Here is a 16,115-nt window from a genome sequence, read left to right on the forward strand (position 1 = left end):
TTCTCAAAATTGAGTTTCACTAATAATACAATCTAAAATCAAGCAATTTGCAGACATTGTAATGTCTTTGGTGCAATTCTTCTACAACATCCAACATATTATCATCTTCCTTAAACAAGTTAAAGAATGCTTTATCAAGATTTGAGCTACTTAGTCCATTAAATTCATTGCCATAGCCAGAAACCGCTTTTGCGTTGGTGATATCCAAAAAATATTGTGCTTCTTCTTCGTCCAGATCCAGCACTTTTGCATTGGAAAAATGTAAGATCTTTCCTTTTAACTTTCCTTCAAAAAGTTCTGCAATTTCCTGTAAACTATAGTAGTAGTCATTTAAACAAATACTATTAGCCTCACCCGTCATCACCAAGTAGATTATTTCATAGTCTTTAAAATGATGATCATCCATGACCAAGGCATTTAAACTGGCTTCTAGCCCTTCAATGGTGTCGCATGTTTTATAAATACTGGCTACTCCGTACTGCATGGCCAATTGTTCCAGGTTTTTTTGTGCTTCGGTAAGCTTGTCCGTTTCTATGTCAGGAACCCCTTCCAAACAATAAATGAAATAATCTGCATCAGTTAATTGCTCTTGGGGCAATTGTCGTCTTTTCTCTAACAAGTTTCTGAAATTATGTATAGTATATGAAATACAAAATTACTGTAACTCTTCTGGTTTTTCAACGTTTTCACATAAAATACCGTTTCACGCACATAGCCTTCCCTCCTGCCGTTGGCTCATATAATAGGTTATCAACCTGCCATTATCTCTATTCCGGCCACTTGGGCCAATAATTGTTCATTCAGCCTTCCGGGATACCCTTCTTTTATTGTTTGAAGACAACCATATCCATCACAATCATAATACTGTGTGCGGCCAATACCCCAATGTCCAATTCAGCAAATCCCAATCAATAATGATGGGTAACTGCTTATCATTTACCTGAGCTTTTACGCTGATATGTGCGAAAAGGAATAGTGGAATTATAAATTGAAGCAAAGGGATATGAATAGCTTTATGATAATTTAGGGTTTTAAATGTCCGGTATTTGTTGTTATGCTGCTGCATTCAATCTTTCTATAAATGTTGATCCTGCTTTTGGTCCTTTAAATGGATAGAACATTACCAATCGGGCCAGGCACCATTATCATTCAAAATAGCTTCCCGTCGACTTTTGCGTTCCGTTCATCATTTTTAAAAACTATTTCATATTAAAAATGACTTTCTTTACACGAAACACACACTAAAAAAAAAGCCTTACGAATATGGCCCATGTTAAACATTTACTATTTTTTTGCATAAGCCTTTTATACTCCAATTCTTCTTTTTCTCAATGGACCCAAACTTCAGGGCCCATTGGTGGCTCTACTGAAGAAATTTTTAAAGTTCAGAATAGCTTAGTTTTAACAACCCAGTGGGGCGGAGTTTATAAATCTATAGATAATGGCGAATCATGGAATCCCAGCAATTCCGGTTTCCCTAACAATCCACGTATTTATGACATGTTCGAAAAAGATGGTATTCTTTATACCAGTATCGAAAACAAGGGAATTTATGTCTCTGAAAATCAAGGCGATAGTTGGACCTCTATAAGTCCTTTACAAAAAGATGAAACCTCATATCACATATTTATCGAAGGAGATAACATTTATGGAGGATTGGCTTATGGCGGCCTGATATATTCACCTGATAAGGGGGATACTTGGCAGTTCAAAACAGAGGGGACAACTGGTCATCAATTTGTCAACTTACATGTTTACAATTCAAAACTTTATGCCAAGCGAAATAATAAACTATACGAAACCCAAGACCATGGGGATACATGGGTCGAAATTATTGTGCCGGGGCTCTCGCCAAATGGAGTAAGCTCAATGACGACACATAATGATATGTTGTTTATTGCAGATCAATCCAACGTCTTTTTTAGTCAAGATGCATTAACCTGGACTAACGCCAATATACCGTCCCCCGGGGCAAGTATAACCAGTATGCAGAGTCATGAAGGGACCTTGTACGCTACCACGAACAAGGGAAGATATTTTTACTTATCGGAAATTGGACAAAGTTGGACGTTAGTCCAGAAGCCTAATACTGAAGGTTTTGTTAGTAATCTTTTGTTCTTGGATGAAGGTATAATTATGTCTGCCTCCGACGGTATTAATAAAAGTGTCGATGACGGGCTAACATGGTCAGTGAAAAACAATGGTATTAGGGCACAATCTGCGTATAGCATGGCCAAAAACGAAAATTATGTTTTTGCCTCTGGAAGCGACGGTATTTACAGATCGAATGACAATGGTCAAAATTGGAGTATTGTAAATAATGAATTCTTGAGACCAAGATATCCTCAAAACACTCCAGATATAGTTAACGTGGACAATACCCTTTTTGTTAGCACTTTTGGAGGGGTTTTCAGTTCAAGCGACAATGGAGATTCATGGGTTCCCAAATATCTTTCTAATTCTTATTCTAAGTATACCGGGCATCTGGCATATGACAACGGTGTTTTGGTTACTTCCGAATCTGGAACCGGTGTGCTTCTCTCCACCGATATGGGAGAAACTTGGATTTTAGCTCAAACCGCTGGTCTAAATCCTAATTTTCAATACATAAGCATGTTGATTAAAGGAGATACTATTGTCTTAGGGACCTATCAGGGTGAAATATTCCTCTCCACAGATTTGGGACAGAGTTGGAGTGATATTGCTATACCAGGACAATATAGCAATCAGCGTCCCATTGATCTAGAATATCATAATGACAAACTTTATGTAACAACAACCCAAGGTCTTTGGGTAAGTGAAGACCTTGGCGGTCACTGGCTGCCCTTTATAGCCAACGATACACAATACATGTGGGACGTAGAGATTTTAGGGGATGCCGTATACGTGGCCACTTTTAATGGGGTTCAGGTAAGTACCGAAGGAAGAAGTTCTTGGTATCCCCTGACCGAGGGAATGGGACCCAAACGTATCATCAAGCTATTAGTACACGATGATGTCATGTTTGCAGCAATTGAGGCCAATGGAATTTGGTCAAGGCCACTTTCAGAGCTGGGCGTCCCTCCACCAGATGACGACAAGGATGGAATTGCGAATGTAGACGATGTTTGTCCTAATACATTTCCTGGAGTTCCAGTGAACAATTCTGGCTGTGACCTGATCGCTTTGAATGCTATAAGTGTTTATGGCGCGACCCCTACCTGTCCCAATGTCGACAATGGGATCATTGAAATAGCTACTACGCTTATAGGCTATAGCTTTGATATTCATATTGTAGGTGAAGGAAGGGACCAAAGTTTTAAAGCTATAAATTTGAATGGAAATTTAAAAGTAGACGACCTAGCGCCAGGTACTTATGATGTCACGGTTTCTATACCCGCTGTTCTTCATGAGCAAACTTTCGGGGTTAAGGTTAACGAGCTGAGCAGTATTGCTGGAAAGTTTCAAGGAGCTGATTATAAATCCCGAAGTGCTAGATATATCGTTTCGGGAAGCAACGAGTATATGGTAAATGTCAATGGAATTCAAAAAAAATACGTATTCGATTCCACCATAGATAACGAGATTGTACTACATAACTTAAAAATGTCGAACAAAGTTCTTATTTCAGGAAATAATGATTGTCAGGGAAAAATTGACGATTCATTTTCTCTGGAAGCTCAAATTATGGTCTATCCGACCATTACCTCTGGCCTGCTGTCAATGTCGGGCGGATCTACGGTTACCGAAATAAGAGTTTATAATTCAGTTGGGCAGCTTGTTTTAAGTGAAAAAACAGAAACTGGAGGGGTTAACAACATTCATTTGGATAATTGTACTCCCGGATTGTATATCGTACATGTTTTGTCAAAAGGAGATTTAGAATCCTTTAAAATCATTAAACTATGAAAACACTACTGCAAAGATATACTATGGTATTTACATTTTTGATTGCATTTATAGCTGGGTGTTCGAAATCGGGATCAGAGACAAATAAAATGGAATCAATACTACCTGGAAAAGCTGTTGGTATTCTACCGGTAAATGGCGAAACGTGCACTGATTTTGAGGAGGTTTCCGGAGAAGCGAACATGGCGACTATCACCATAAGTTGGTCAGCTGCTGAAAATGCCTCTAGCTATTTAGTACAAGTTTTTGAATCTGATGTCGAAATTGGTGATGCGACAGCAACAACCAATCAAAGCAAATTTACACTCGAAAAAGGAAAATCATACTCATGGATGGTAACTGCAAAGAACAATAATGGTGAGACCCAAAGTGATACCTTTTCATTTATCACACCCGGTGAGGCGATAGGTAATTATGTACCGTTCGCCGCCGAAATTACTATGCTTTATAATACAAATAATGGTGAATTGGCTATATCTTGGATTGGGAACGATGAAGATGGGGATCTTTTGACCTATGATGTTGTTGTAATGGAAAATGATGCCATCATTGAGGAACAAGAAGATTTGACAACAGTTGAATTGGATCCTATTAATGCTTTAGCAGGAGCCACATATAACGTTCAGGTAAAAAGTAAAGATAGTTTTGGAAATTTCTCTGTTTCTATTCACACTATAACCATAGCCGATTAGTTAAATACAGTTATTATTACTATAAAGGTAGTCTTGAAATTTAATTTTTTTCACCTTACCCAAAACAAAGTGTCAAAACGCAAAACATTATAAATGTTGATCTTAGGTTTGGTCTTACAAATTGATAGAACATTACCAATGTAATATTGAGAACGTTTTTTTAAAAGGTCTCGCTGGCTGAGCCAAAATATAGATGCTCCTTGAATGATTAATTGACTGAACCCCAGATAGCTGACTCCCTAAATTATTCCCCCTGGGCTTTTTCTTTACGGCCCGCCCAGTTTTGACTTAAATATTGGGAGGCCTAATAAAAGGCATTAAACCTCAGGGCAAGCCCTGAACCCAATAAAAGGAATCGACCCAAGGGTCGAGGTATTGAACCTAGATCCCGCCGAAAAAGGCGGGATTAGTTCAACTTGCAATTTTCAGTGCGTCTTACCGACTTCTCAAAATTGAGTTTCACTAATAAAAAACATGAACATAGCAACAACTTTGCCTTCGCCCCACCTTTCAAAAAAAGAAAGAGAAGGCACTGTAATTCTATGGCTTTAAAACGCTCAGTTGGCAAGAGTAACCTTAAGCCAAAATGAAAATTAAACATAAAAAAAACGTTCTCCCCACAGTTGGAAAGAACGTCTTTTATTATATCGATAGACTTATCCTATTGTAAATCGAAATAAGAAATCACTTCTTCATAACTCATTTTCTTAAAATCCTTCTGGACGCCTTTAGCCGTAGGTGCTATGGTAGTAGCCGGAATGATCACAAACCTAACACTGATTTCCAACGGATCTGTTAAATGGGTATATTCTAGACGATAGGAAGGCGTTACATTGATTCCTAAACTATTCAATGTTAGCATAGCGGTATATGCAACTGCCATCATCTCGTCTGCATGATATACATAGGGCATTTGAACAATTTGGCCCGTACTCAATTTAAGATATACCAAAATAACATCCTGATCCAAAGCCGCTTGCGTTAATAGCGCAGTGCTGTAACTGGCATCGTACATATCCCCATAACCAGCGGTCTTTTGAGAAATTGTAAAATCGCTTTCCGTTAGGGCGATCCAAGTACTGGCAACTACTGTCGCATCCACTCCATCAACACCATCTTGACCATCAGCACCATCTTGACCATCAACACCATCTTGTCCATCAACACCATCTTTGCCATCTTGGCCATCTTGGCCATCGGCACCATCTTGACCATCAATTCCATCAACACCATCTTGGCCATCAACACCATCGATTCCATCTTTTCCGTCAATTCCATTTTGGCCGTCGGCTCCGGCATCCCCAGTTTCCCCTTTGTCGCCCTTTGGTCCCTGCTCTCCTTGTATACCCTGCTCTCCTTGAATACCTTGAAGCCCCATAGCTCCATCAACGCCATCATCTACACTACATGAGGTCAGTGAAATAGACGACAACAATACACAACAAGCAATAATTTTAAAATGTTTTTTCATAAAATAGATTTGATTGGTTTGGTTTATATTTTTATCAAAATTTACTTGAAGAAAAAAACGTATCAGTCATGTTTATATTGTAAGAAAAATGCCACATTGTTGTTGTAAAAGGCTAATTCCCTGAAAACATGTATACTTAGCTTTTTATTTTTTTTTTTATAAAAGGTATTAAACCTCAGGGCAAGCCTGTCTACCGACAAAGGCAGGCCCTGAACACAATAATAGGAATCGACCCATGGGTCTAGGTATTGAACCTAGATCCCGCCGAAAATGGCGGGATTAGTTCAACTTGCAATTTTAAGTGCGTCTTACCGACTTCTCAAAATTGAGTTTCACTAATAAATAGCAATCTCCTCTGCGCCTACTTACGGGCAGTTAAAAAAAAGTTCATTGACGAAGATTTTATTAATTTGAAAAGGAGTCCATGAATCTAGCAAAATTGCTAGATTTATTCATTGAAGATCTACTGCTTTTGATTGGACCTTTCACTACCTTATCTTTTTAATTAGGACGTAACCAAGGTTCAAGTTACATAACCCTCCTGTAAAAAAATCCATGGCAAGTAGGCGCAGGATATTTTAGTTATAACCAAGCCATCGACCCAACCGGCTCAAAAAATAAAAGATCTATAAGATCTTCCATTTTTTATGCCGTATTATTGGGTTGGCAGCTATCCAAATCAGGAAAGATAGCAAATAGCGTTTATAGCCTTGCACAAAAAATTACTCCAATTTGGCAATTTCCTGCTGTAATAGTTTTTCCACTATACTATCCTGTTTTTTTACTAAAAGCCATTCATCAATAAGCCTTTTAAAAACGGAGTCTTTTTGGATCAGATAGCCAAAGTCAAAAGAATTAAAGGGCTTGTTAAGGCTAACAGCTTCCAATTCTTTATGTATTTGTTCTTGTATTCTGGTTTCTATAGCATCCGTAACCATTACATCTGCTTGTTTGTCTATCAGTTTTTGAAAAATGGTTATGTTGTCTTCATTCAATATCAGTGTGGCCTTTGGAAAATTTTCCCTGGCGAAAGATTCATTGGTACCGCCAGGATTAAAAATAACCTTAACCTCTTTTCTGTTAATGCTTTCTATACTATTGTATAAAGAAACATTTTCATCCCGAGTTATAGCAACCTTTCCGCTAGAATACACCGGAATGCTAAATAATGCCTGTTTTTCTCTAGCGCTGGTAATGGTGATGCCACTCATACCAACATCAAACTTTCCCTCCATTAAATCTGTCATTAATGTAGGCCAAGTGGTTTCTATAAATTTAAGGTTTACACCAAGGTGCTTGGCTAAATCTTTGGCCATTGCTATATCTATTCCCAAATAGTTGTTACTAGAGTCTGTTTTATAGGAAAATGGCATAAAATCACCTGTAGTACCAATATTAACGGTATCCCTGCCAAGTATAGTATTTAATATTGGTGATACATTGGCTGCAACCGAATTAGAATACTTGTTGGTCCTGGATAATTTAGGGCTGCAGGCCGTAAGTAGTAGTAATACGAATACAAGGACTATATTCTTAATTTGGAAGTTAATTTTAAACATGGATTAATTTTAAAAAACGTGCCTTAACACGATAATTTTATGCCTTCCAAAGTTCCGTAAGAACTTTTGTAAATTCTTTAATTTCTTCCACCGTTCCCATACTCACTCTACACCACTTCTTGCCCAAATAGTCACGGGTCCCGATCAATATTCCCTTATTTTTCATATCCATCATAAAATCCGTTGGATATTTTGAAATATCAAAAAGAATAAAACTAGTCTGCGACGGAATGTAGTCGATTTCCAATTTGCTCAAAGTCTCCACTACAATGGCTTTGGATTCTGTGTTTTTTTTTACCACAAAATCTACAAAATTCTCGTCATCAAGGGCCACCGTAGCAACAGAAAAGGAAGGAGAGGATATAGGGAGACCGGCAAAAATCATAAATTTTTCCAATTCATTGACCCACTCATTATGTGCAAAACCATACCCAATACGTAGGCCTGCCAAACCATATACTTTGGAGAATGTTTTAATCACCATGACCCTTGGATTTATAACCATATCTATCATCGATTCCGGGTTATCGCAGAATTCAAGATAGGCCTCATCAATTAAGACGTAGGAATATTTAGTGGCCTCAGTAATAAACTGCCTAAGCTCTTGAGAAGCTACGACCGTACCAATAGGATTATTGGGATTGACAATATATACCAAACCCGGATGCTCTTGGGTTTTGGCCAACATAGCATCCAAATCAAGGGTATGATCTTGTTTTAAGCGTATATAGTGTGCTTTTCTGCCAAACTTTTCCAACATGGAAGGCAATATATCAAAGGTAGGTGTGGCAGTGGTTACATCACCTTCCCTTTGTAGCATAAAATGTACGACAGCTTCCAAGATACCGGAGGAGCCAGCACCCAATAAAATGTTTTCCGCTGTTAGTTGAAAACGTTTTGCCAGGGCTATTTTTAGTTGAGGTATTGACGGAAAAGCATATCTATTAATAGCTGAAGCAGAAGTTAAATAGGACTTTTTTACATGTTCCGAGCACCCATATGGATTTTCATTGGAAGCTAATCTAAGATAGGTATCACCTAGGTTGGTCTTTGGCATGGCAATTCCTAAATGTGGAAGTATTACCACTCCCGTAGAACCGAGTGTTGCCTTTGATAACCAGTTTCTTCTATTCATTTCCAATCAATTTTGAAAATAAGTTACGTATTTTTTTTATATAGGGTAAAACAGTTAAATGCTTTAGTTTTATTTTTACCTATTATGGAAATATGACACCTAATTATTGCGAATAGCTATTGGATTAATTCTTGAAATTACAAGATACTTCCACGCACATTGCCATCCCTCCTATCCCTTTGGCTCCACTCAGGACAGGCTTTGGATCGCATAATAAGCCCGCCTGAATGACAATGTCGGGCAGGCCCGCCTGAATGACAATGGCGGGCGTTCGGGCGGGTGCCATTTAAAAGCTAACTATTTCTTTTGAATTCATTTTTTTTTAAATCTAAATATATTATCAACTAAATTCTCATCAGAACGCGTTCCATAAGGATCAATAGCAATGTAATCGGGAATTTCACTTACTATAAACTTAACTTCGGTGATTTCCTTATTGATTTGATTTGACTCATAATACAATACGGAACTGTCCTCTTTTACCATTGATGGATGTGTTTTAAAGGCTCCAATTTTAATAGGTTCGTTTATTCCTATTTGGATTATTTCCCCTTTACCTATAGTTTCAAATCGCCTGGATTTTACGGTTGCAGTAATCTCATAAGTACCATTTTCCAATTCTTCATAAGAACTTTCCTCTATGCTTAAGTGATACGTTATTATTTTTTTAAACCAATCGTCTATTAAGTGATGATGCTCTTTTGGAGTGACGTTATAAACCAAATCCAAAAATTCAATGGTATTGGCTTCTAAGGTATCACTGTTGCGATAGGTATCGGTTATTTTTTTTAAAACACGATTTACTTGTTCTTCACCAATAAGATCTCGTAATGCCAGCATAACGTTTAATGATTTTCCATAAGAAATATAACCTTGGCCTAGTACCTTATAAACTGGTGGTTCTAGGTCGGTTGCATATGATCTTCCTGAAAAATAACGCCTCCTGGCATTTTCACTCAAGGCGTATACAGCACGTTTGCCATACATTTTTTCCATGACAACGGCTTCGGTATATTTTGCAAAACCTTCTATAAGGACAGACCCACCTGCAACTGGTTTGGCAGACAGCGTATGTCCCCAATATTGATGTGCAACTTCATGAATAACCCTTTTAGCAACCAAATTGAATGTTTCTTCCCTACTAACATCTACCAAATACAAACGGTCTTCAACCATACTGATCATTCCTGGATGCGCAAAGCCACCAAAAGACCAATGTGATGGTACTTCTGCTATTCTAATATGGTCAAAAGCATAGTCTCCAAAGTTTTCCTCACAATAATCTATGGTTCGTTTGGTGCTGTTTTCAATGTCTTCAATGTTAAATGAATGAGCTTCATCGAAATACTGCTCAATAGAAATTCCTTTGTAATCCACTTTTTTGGTTTTATAGTCGGCTGAAAAATAGGCAATCATTGGGATGACTTTATTCTTGGTTTTATAGTGAAAGTAGTTTCTATTATTTTCTGCCCATTTTTTTACCAAGTTACCAGAACTCAATGCCGTTTGCTTGCTACTGGTAGATACAATGGTTTCGAAATCTGTTTTTTCATTGTTAAAATCTTCAAGAGCAATATGTGCATCAGAGATAATTTCTACTTCACGCTTTGGCAAATTTCTCTTTTCCCGTTCTACCTTGCCAGTAATTTCCAATCCAGAGCTATACCCCAATATAGGTTCAAAATTTGTGTGTGTGATATAGGTACCATTATTTACAATGGTTTTGTCCTCTTCATAACCTTTACGATGGTGTTTCAATTCAAAATTATAGCCTACCGTATGGTTGGGCTGTAACGGCTTTTCAAACTGAAATATATAAATACCATACACACTGTCGTGGGTTACTAAATTTGCATTTTCAATAGCGATGGTTTCCAACGGAAGGCGTTGTGTAACAAAAACTTTAGTTATAGGTTGTTCACCTCCGTTTTTCAATATATAATCTGCCTTTATGGTATAACGTCGTTCTTCAGGAAAAATAGCAACTTCTGTTTTTCTATATATGGCATATGGGCGTACCAAGTCTTCGTACTGTTTGAATTTTTTTTCATACTGTTCTCTAAATTCTAAACCGTCATCTGTTGTTAAATAATCTGAAACGATATTCAAATTATAAAAAACCGCGCTTCCGAAGCTTAAAAATACTATGATTAAAAATGAAAAAGATAATTTTTGAAAGTTTGTAAAACCACTTCTTAGTAGTTTTAGTTTTGTTGAATAGTTAGCCGTTACGCCTCTATTCCAAATTTTAAAAATGACCAACATTATTAACAAACCAAAAGCCAACCAATAGATGGCCAAATGGTTATATAGGTTTGATCCACCATAAAAACCATTCATATTGGAATAAGAAATTCTTGGTATAAACCCAAGACTAGTTAAAGGGTGTTCAAGACCAATTGCATCAGATTTTAAACTTAACAGCACAAACAAACCAAAAACACCCATACCTAAATATTTGCTTTTCGCCAAACTGCTAATAAACAACCCAATCATACTAAATACACCAAGTTGCAATCCGTAATGATAATATAAAGATGCATATTGGCCAAACTCAAAATTTGTATAGTTTAAACTTATCTGAAACAGCATGCACATTATAATTCCGGTTGTAATTAGGATGACCGGTAATAATAGGATTGCAAAAAATTTTGAGAGAAAGAACACGCCGTTCTTTGTTGGTAGGGCATCAACAATTAAGTGGAAGTTTATGCTTCGCTCTTTCCAAACAATTTCGGAACAATAGAAAATAATTAAAATGAGACTAAAGAGCGTTAGAGGGTTTACTATTAAACTTATGAGTTGATTTGTAAATGGATATTGACTAACGCCATATTCCCCACCACTAATAACTGTGCTATATAATTCTGAAAACACAATAGCTAACCACATAATCAATACCGCAATGAATGGCAAACTCTTAAACACACTTTTCAATTCTATCTTTAGCAAAGAGAAAAATGCTAAATACTGTGCTTTAAAATTATGTAATGTCTTTAAAGGTCTATAAGCTACTAATTGGGTAGTTTGGCCCGTTACTTTTTTGGCTTTTTTTACTTTTTTGGAGATTTTTCTAAAAGAGAACAAGCTGTAGGTACCAAATAAAATACCCAAACCTACTACTATCCAAATCAATCTATTCCATAAAAACAATCCGGAAAAAGATAGTAATTGTGAGTTTTTTTGGAAAGGCGTCCAGTATTGCGTTTGCTCAAAAAAAGCAGCAATACCAAAGGGATCTGCAATTGCAGCAATGGCCATACTTTCTGGTGATGCTGGAACGGCCTGTGCCAATAATGGCGAATTTAGAAAGAGGGAACTAACAAAATACAACATGTAAACAAAGACGGCACTTACATACGTTGCTGTACTGTTTTTTGTTAAGGTACATACAGAAAATACGATGGCCGAACAGACAAATATATTTGGCACAACTATATATAACCATGGTTGAACATAAGTTAGCAATTGAAAATCACCTAAACGTTCTGCATCCAGATCAGAAAAATAATTCCCAAAAATATAGCCTAATATAAATGGTGTAAATGCCAGGACGCTAAATATAAATGTGCCTATAAACCGACTCCAAAAGTAATGGGCCTTTTGTATGGAAGAGCTGTAAATTAACTGTTCCATATGGTTTTGCTTATCTCTAAGCATAGCACTAATGGCAAAGAACATGATGATAAAAACACTTCCTAAAGTAAACAAACTTGTGTGGAAATAAACTTGATATACAGAGTTATAATTAACACCTGTTGGTGCAAATCCTTGTCTACCAACAAAAACTCCCAAGAATAAAAATAAGACAGCGAATATAAGAAATGCACGTTGTTTTAACTGATAAAAAACTTCAAATTTTAATAATTTAGTAAACATGACTTATTGCTTTTTTGTTGAATTATTAAAAAGTATAGCGAAATAAAAATCTTCCAAATTTGGTGTAATAGCTTCAAAACCATCTTCAGGTTTATAATCGGATAATACTCTAAGTTGTGTTTCACCTGCAACTAATTTTGTTGAGATAACATCAAAGGTTTTTTTGTATACTTCAATGTCTTTTTTAAGTACCATCTTTGTCCATATTTTGCCTTCAATACTCGCAACTAAATCTTTCGGGTTTCCTTCAGAAATAATTTCACCATTAGATAATATGGCCATTTTTGGACATAAGTTTCTAACATCTTCAACAATGTGTGTAGATAAAATGACAATAACGTTCTCTCCTATTGCGCTTAATAAGTTTAAAAAGCGATTGCTTTCTTCTGGATCTAAACCTGCAGTTGGCTCATCTACAATAATTAACTGCGGATTTCCCAATAAGGCTTGTGCAATCCCAAAACGTTGACGCATACCACCAGAAAATGTATACACTGATTTTTTTCTGTGTTGATACAAATTAACCTGTTGCAACAAGGCTGTCACATGCTCTTTACGTTGCTTTGTGTCTAATATTCCATTTAAAACTGCCAAATGATCTAATAATTTTTCGGCCGAAATTTTTGGGTACACACCAAACTCTTGTGGTAAATAGCCTAAATATTTTCTTATATTTTCTGGCTCTTTAATGATATCGGAACCATTAAAGGAAATACTTCCAGAAGTGGGTTCTTGTAATGATGCAATAGTTTTCATTAAGGAAGACTTACCAGCTCCATTTGCTCCTAGCAAACCAAACATTCCATTGGTGATTTCTAAATTAATGTCGTTTAACGCCCTAACACCATTAGGATAGGTCTTACTTAAATTATGGATTTTTAGTGTATTCATATCTGTTGATTTCTAATTGAAGTGCTGTTTTAGTTTTAATTTGGGACAAACATAAATTGAAGAAAGAGTCCCTTATAATTTATATGATGTATAACATTATTATAAAGCCATATTTAATGAAAAACAGTATCAATTATGTTCATGTAGAAAACAATAGCGTTCGTGTTGATTTTAGTAGTGTCTATCAACTTTCTTGTTAATGCAGAATTACGTACTTACTTTTGTTCTATGGTACAGTTTTTAAATAAATACAAAGCATTTTTTATTGGGGTTCTACTTATGTTTCCAATATTCTATGTGATGAATTTTTTTGAATTTATTCTCCTTCCAAAAAACAATCCATTAGAAATTATTATTTATGCTATTTTTTGGGGAATATTAGTTGCATTACCATTTTATAATTACAGCTATTTAAAAACCAAGAAGAAAACAGTTTTAAATGTATTGGGCTTAATTGTGCTCTTTTTTGTTGCATTGTTTATAGATTCTTATATGCAGATGCCCGATAATCCAGTCACTTTTATTCTTCTAATGGTATTTTGGTTTGGTTTTGCTTATCTTTTAATTCCTGATTTTATAAAAAAATATTGGAAGTTAATTTCATTTATATATGGTCCTTTATTTTTATATTTTCTGTACTTAAGATTGTTTACTGGGAATTTAGAGACATACCTAAAAATTAAAGAGGACTTTCCTTTCTATTTATTTTTTTTACCAATTCCTATATTATTTCTTATTTGGCTTTTTGAGCAATGGAAATGGCTTCAAAACCTTAAAGCGGACAAAGCAAAAGCAGAATTATCAATGTTAAGAACGCAAATAAGCCCACATTTTTTCTTTAATACCTTGAATAATCTGTATGCCTTAACCGTAAAACAATCTGAAAAAGCTCCAGAGGTAATTTTAAAATTATCTGATATGATGCGATATACCATTTATGAAGGAGATAAGGAAATGGTAACCCTTGAAAATGAAATAGAATACCTAAATAACTATATTGAATTACATAAAATACGCTATAAAAAGTCTGTAGAGATTATTTTTAATCATGACGTGGATACCAGTTTAACTATTGCACCTTTGTTGTACATTATTCTCTTGGAAAATGCCTTTAAACATGGCATTGAAACTTTAGCTGAAAATGCTTTTATACATATTAACTTAAAGGAAGAAACAGATTTTATTGTTTTTTCAATTGAAAATAATTTTGATCCTAATGAAATAAGTCCATCAAACGGAATAGGCTTACAAAATATAAGAAGAAGACTATCTTTATTATATAAAAACAAACATGAGTTAAAAGTTGATGTGTCACATAACCTATATATAACAACCTTAAAGATTGCTAAACATGCTTAAGTATATAATTATTGATGATGAACCGTTGGCTCATGAAATTATTGAAGAGTATTGTAGCATGTTACCACATTTACAATTAGAGAAACATTGCTACAGCGCTATGGAAGCCATGCAGTATCTAAATAAAAGTACGGTCGATTTTATTTTTTTGGATATTAATATGCCTAAATTAAAAGGTTTGGATTTTTTAAAAACATTATCAAATCCCCCACTGACCATAGTTACAACTGCCTATAAGGAACATGCTTTAGAAGGGTTTGAGTTGAATGTTGTAGATTATATTTTAAAACCTTTTAGTTTCGACCGATTAGTGAAAGCTGTAAACAAAGTTTCCGAAATACATTTGCCTAAAACAGTTTCAAAAGAAATTACATCTGAAACTTCTAAGCGATTCTTTATAAAAGGTGATAAAAAGTATCATCAAATAGATTTGAAGGATCTACTCTATATTGAAGCCCACGGAAACTATACCAAATTGTTCTTAAAGGGTGAAATGATTATAAGCCATGAAAAAATATCGCAATATCAATCTATTTTAAATGAAGATAATTTTTTGAGAGTTCACAAATCGTTTATTGTTGCTATTGATAAAATTAAATTTATAGAAGGTAATAGCATTTTGATAAACGAATATAGAATTCCTATTGGACAGACATACAAAAGCAATGTAAATAAGCTATATAACATTTAATTACTATTCCAAACACATTTACAAATTACTGGTCTAATGTTTTATTTTGGTATTTATGAATCTTGAATAAGATTAATTCATAGCTTATTATTTTAAAGTAAAGAATTCATGTACCTCACGAAAAAAGTTCGATGTCGCTACGCCCCTACCGTCGGGTCGCATAATAAGCCCGCCTGAACGACAAAGTACGGGCAGGCCCGCCTGAATGACAATGTCGGGCAGGCCCGCCTGAACGACAAAGTACGGGCAGGCCCGCCCGTACCGAAAAGGGGCACCTGCCCGAAGGTCATGGCGGGCGTTCGGGCGGGTGTTTATACCTTTGGAATAAATTTTTTAAAGAAGCTATAGTTTCCCAATGTAGTAGCTGCCCCATTCGCTTAAATAGTCCCATATACCGTTTCTTAACGCCCTGCCCTGCCTTTATTCAAGGCTTAAGTTACCCTACCTCTGGCAGTGGGGTCAGACGCTACGTAGTACTCTAAAGAAAATTAAGGAATAGTACAGAAATTACACTATTCCCTAATTTGTCTACAACATCTGCATCTACCCA

Annotated in this window: 10 protein-coding genes; 4 read left to right on the top strand and 6 right to left on the bottom strand. The window is 35.8% G+C overall.

The features are described from left to right. Positions 1–19: 19 nt before the first annotated feature. Positions 20–619 (bottom strand): DUF6642 family protein, encoded by a 600-nt coding sequence (locus U735_RS0112995; RefSeq protein WP_031444235.1) that lies wholly within the window; start codon positions 617–619, stop codon positions 20–22. A 644-nt stretch (positions 620–1,263) separates the two neighbouring features. Here U735_RS0112995 and U735_RS0113005 point away from each other — a divergent pair. Together U735_RS0113005 and U735_RS0113010 are read left to right on the top strand one after the other, a co-directional pair. Beyond that, positions 1,264–3,888 (top strand): T9SS type A sorting domain-containing protein, encoded by a 2,625-nt coding sequence (locus tag U735_RS0113005; RefSeq protein ID WP_031444237.1) that lies wholly within the window; start codon positions 1,264–1,266, stop codon positions 3,886–3,888. After that, positions 3,885–4,580: a fibronectin type III domain-containing protein gene (locus U735_RS0113010; protein ID WP_031444238.1), complete on the top strand. Its 696-nt coding sequence runs from the start codon at positions 3,885–3,887 to the stop codon at positions 4,578–4,580. The genes U735_RS0113005 and U735_RS0113010 overlap by 4 nt, the downstream gene beginning before the upstream one ends. Positions 4,581–5,241: 661 nt before the next feature. On the opposite strand, the gene U735_RS25035 is transcribed toward U735_RS0113010, so the two are convergent. From U735_RS25035 to U735_RS0113045, 5 genes are all read right to left on the bottom strand, one after another. Then, positions 5,242–6,051, bottom strand: a complete 810-nt coding sequence (locus U735_RS25035) for a collagen-like domain-containing protein (protein WP_031444239.1) — start codon at positions 6,049–6,051, stop codon at positions 5,242–5,244. 722 nt (positions 6,052–6,773) lie between these two features. Then, on the bottom strand, positions 6,774–7,610 hold the full coding sequence (locus tag U735_RS0113025; RefSeq protein ID WP_051892143.1) for a transporter substrate-binding domain-containing protein: 837 nt from the start codon (positions 7,608–7,610) through the stop codon (positions 6,774–6,776). Positions 7,611–7,647: 37 nt separating this feature from the next. Then, positions 7,648–8,745, bottom strand: a complete 1,098-nt coding sequence (locus U735_RS0113030) for a pyridoxal phosphate-dependent aminotransferase (protein ID WP_031444241.1) — start codon at positions 8,743–8,745, stop codon at positions 7,648–7,650. Between the two features lie 312 nt (positions 8,746–9,057). Beyond that, positions 9,058–12,624 (bottom strand): ABC transporter permease/M1 family aminopeptidase, encoded by a 3,567-nt coding sequence (locus U735_RS0113040; protein WP_031444242.1) that lies wholly within the window; start codon positions 12,622–12,624, stop codon positions 9,058–9,060. A gap of 3 nt (positions 12,625–12,627) precedes the next feature. Beyond that, positions 12,628–13,515 carry an ABC transporter ATP-binding protein gene (locus U735_RS0113045; RefSeq protein ID WP_031444243.1) on the bottom strand — a complete coding sequence of 296 codons (888 nt, stop codon included), beginning with the start codon at positions 13,513–13,515 and terminating at the stop codon, positions 12,628–12,630. 228 nt (positions 13,516–13,743) lie between these two features. Between U735_RS0113045 and U735_RS0113050 the strand changes: the two genes are divergently transcribed. Further along, a complete protein-coding gene (locus U735_RS0113050; RefSeq protein WP_031444244.1) occupies positions 13,744–14,874 on the top strand; it encodes a sensor histidine kinase in 1,131 nt (376 codons plus the stop codon). Continuing rightward, positions 14,867–15,565 carry a LytR/AlgR family response regulator transcription factor gene (locus U735_RS0113055; RefSeq protein ID WP_031444245.1) on the top strand — a complete coding sequence of 233 codons (699 nt, stop codon included), beginning with the start codon at positions 14,867–14,869 and terminating at the stop codon, positions 15,563–15,565. The genes U735_RS0113050 and U735_RS0113055 overlap by 8 nt, the downstream gene beginning before the upstream one ends. Positions 15,566–16,115: the final 550 nt, after the last annotated feature.

The organism is Arenibacter algicola (assembly GCF_000733925.1).
Taxonomy (GTDB): Bacteria; Bacteroidota; Bacteroidia; order Flavobacteriales; family Flavobacteriaceae; genus Arenibacter; species Arenibacter algicola.

Bases quoted from the DNA above. Each gene is read 5' to 3' on its own strand.
- U735_RS0113005 (WP_031444237.1), top strand. From the start codon at position 1,264: ATGGCCCATGTTAAACATTTACTATTTTTTTGCATAAGCCTTTTATAC.
- U735_RS0113010 (WP_031444238.1), top strand. From the start codon at position 3,885: ATGAAAACACTACTGCAAAGATATACTATGGTATTTACATTTTTGATT.
- U735_RS25035 (WP_031444239.1), bottom strand. From the start codon at position 6,051: ATGAAAAAACATTTTAAAATTATTGCTTGTTGTGTATTGTTGTCGTCT.
- U735_RS0113025 (WP_051892143.1), bottom strand. From the start codon at position 7,610: ATGTTTAAAATTAACTTCCAAATTAAGAATATAGTCCTTGTATTCGTA.
- U735_RS0113030 (WP_031444241.1), bottom strand. From the start codon at position 8,745: ATGAATAGAAGAAACTGGTTATCAAAGGCAACACTCGGTTCTACGGGA.
- U735_RS0113040 (WP_031444242.1), bottom strand. From the start codon at position 12,624: ATGTTTACTAAATTATTAAAATTTGAAGTTTTTTATCAGTTAAAACAA.
- U735_RS0113045 (WP_031444243.1), bottom strand. From the start codon at position 13,515: ATGAATACACTAAAAATCCATAATTTAAGTAAGACCTATCCTAATGGT.
- U735_RS0113050 (WP_031444244.1), top strand. From the start codon at position 13,744: ATGGTACAGTTTTTAAATAAATACAAAGCATTTTTTATTGGGGTTCTA.
- U735_RS0113055 (WP_031444245.1), top strand. From the start codon at position 14,867: ATGCTTAAGTATATAATTATTGATGATGAACCGTTGGCTCATGAAATT.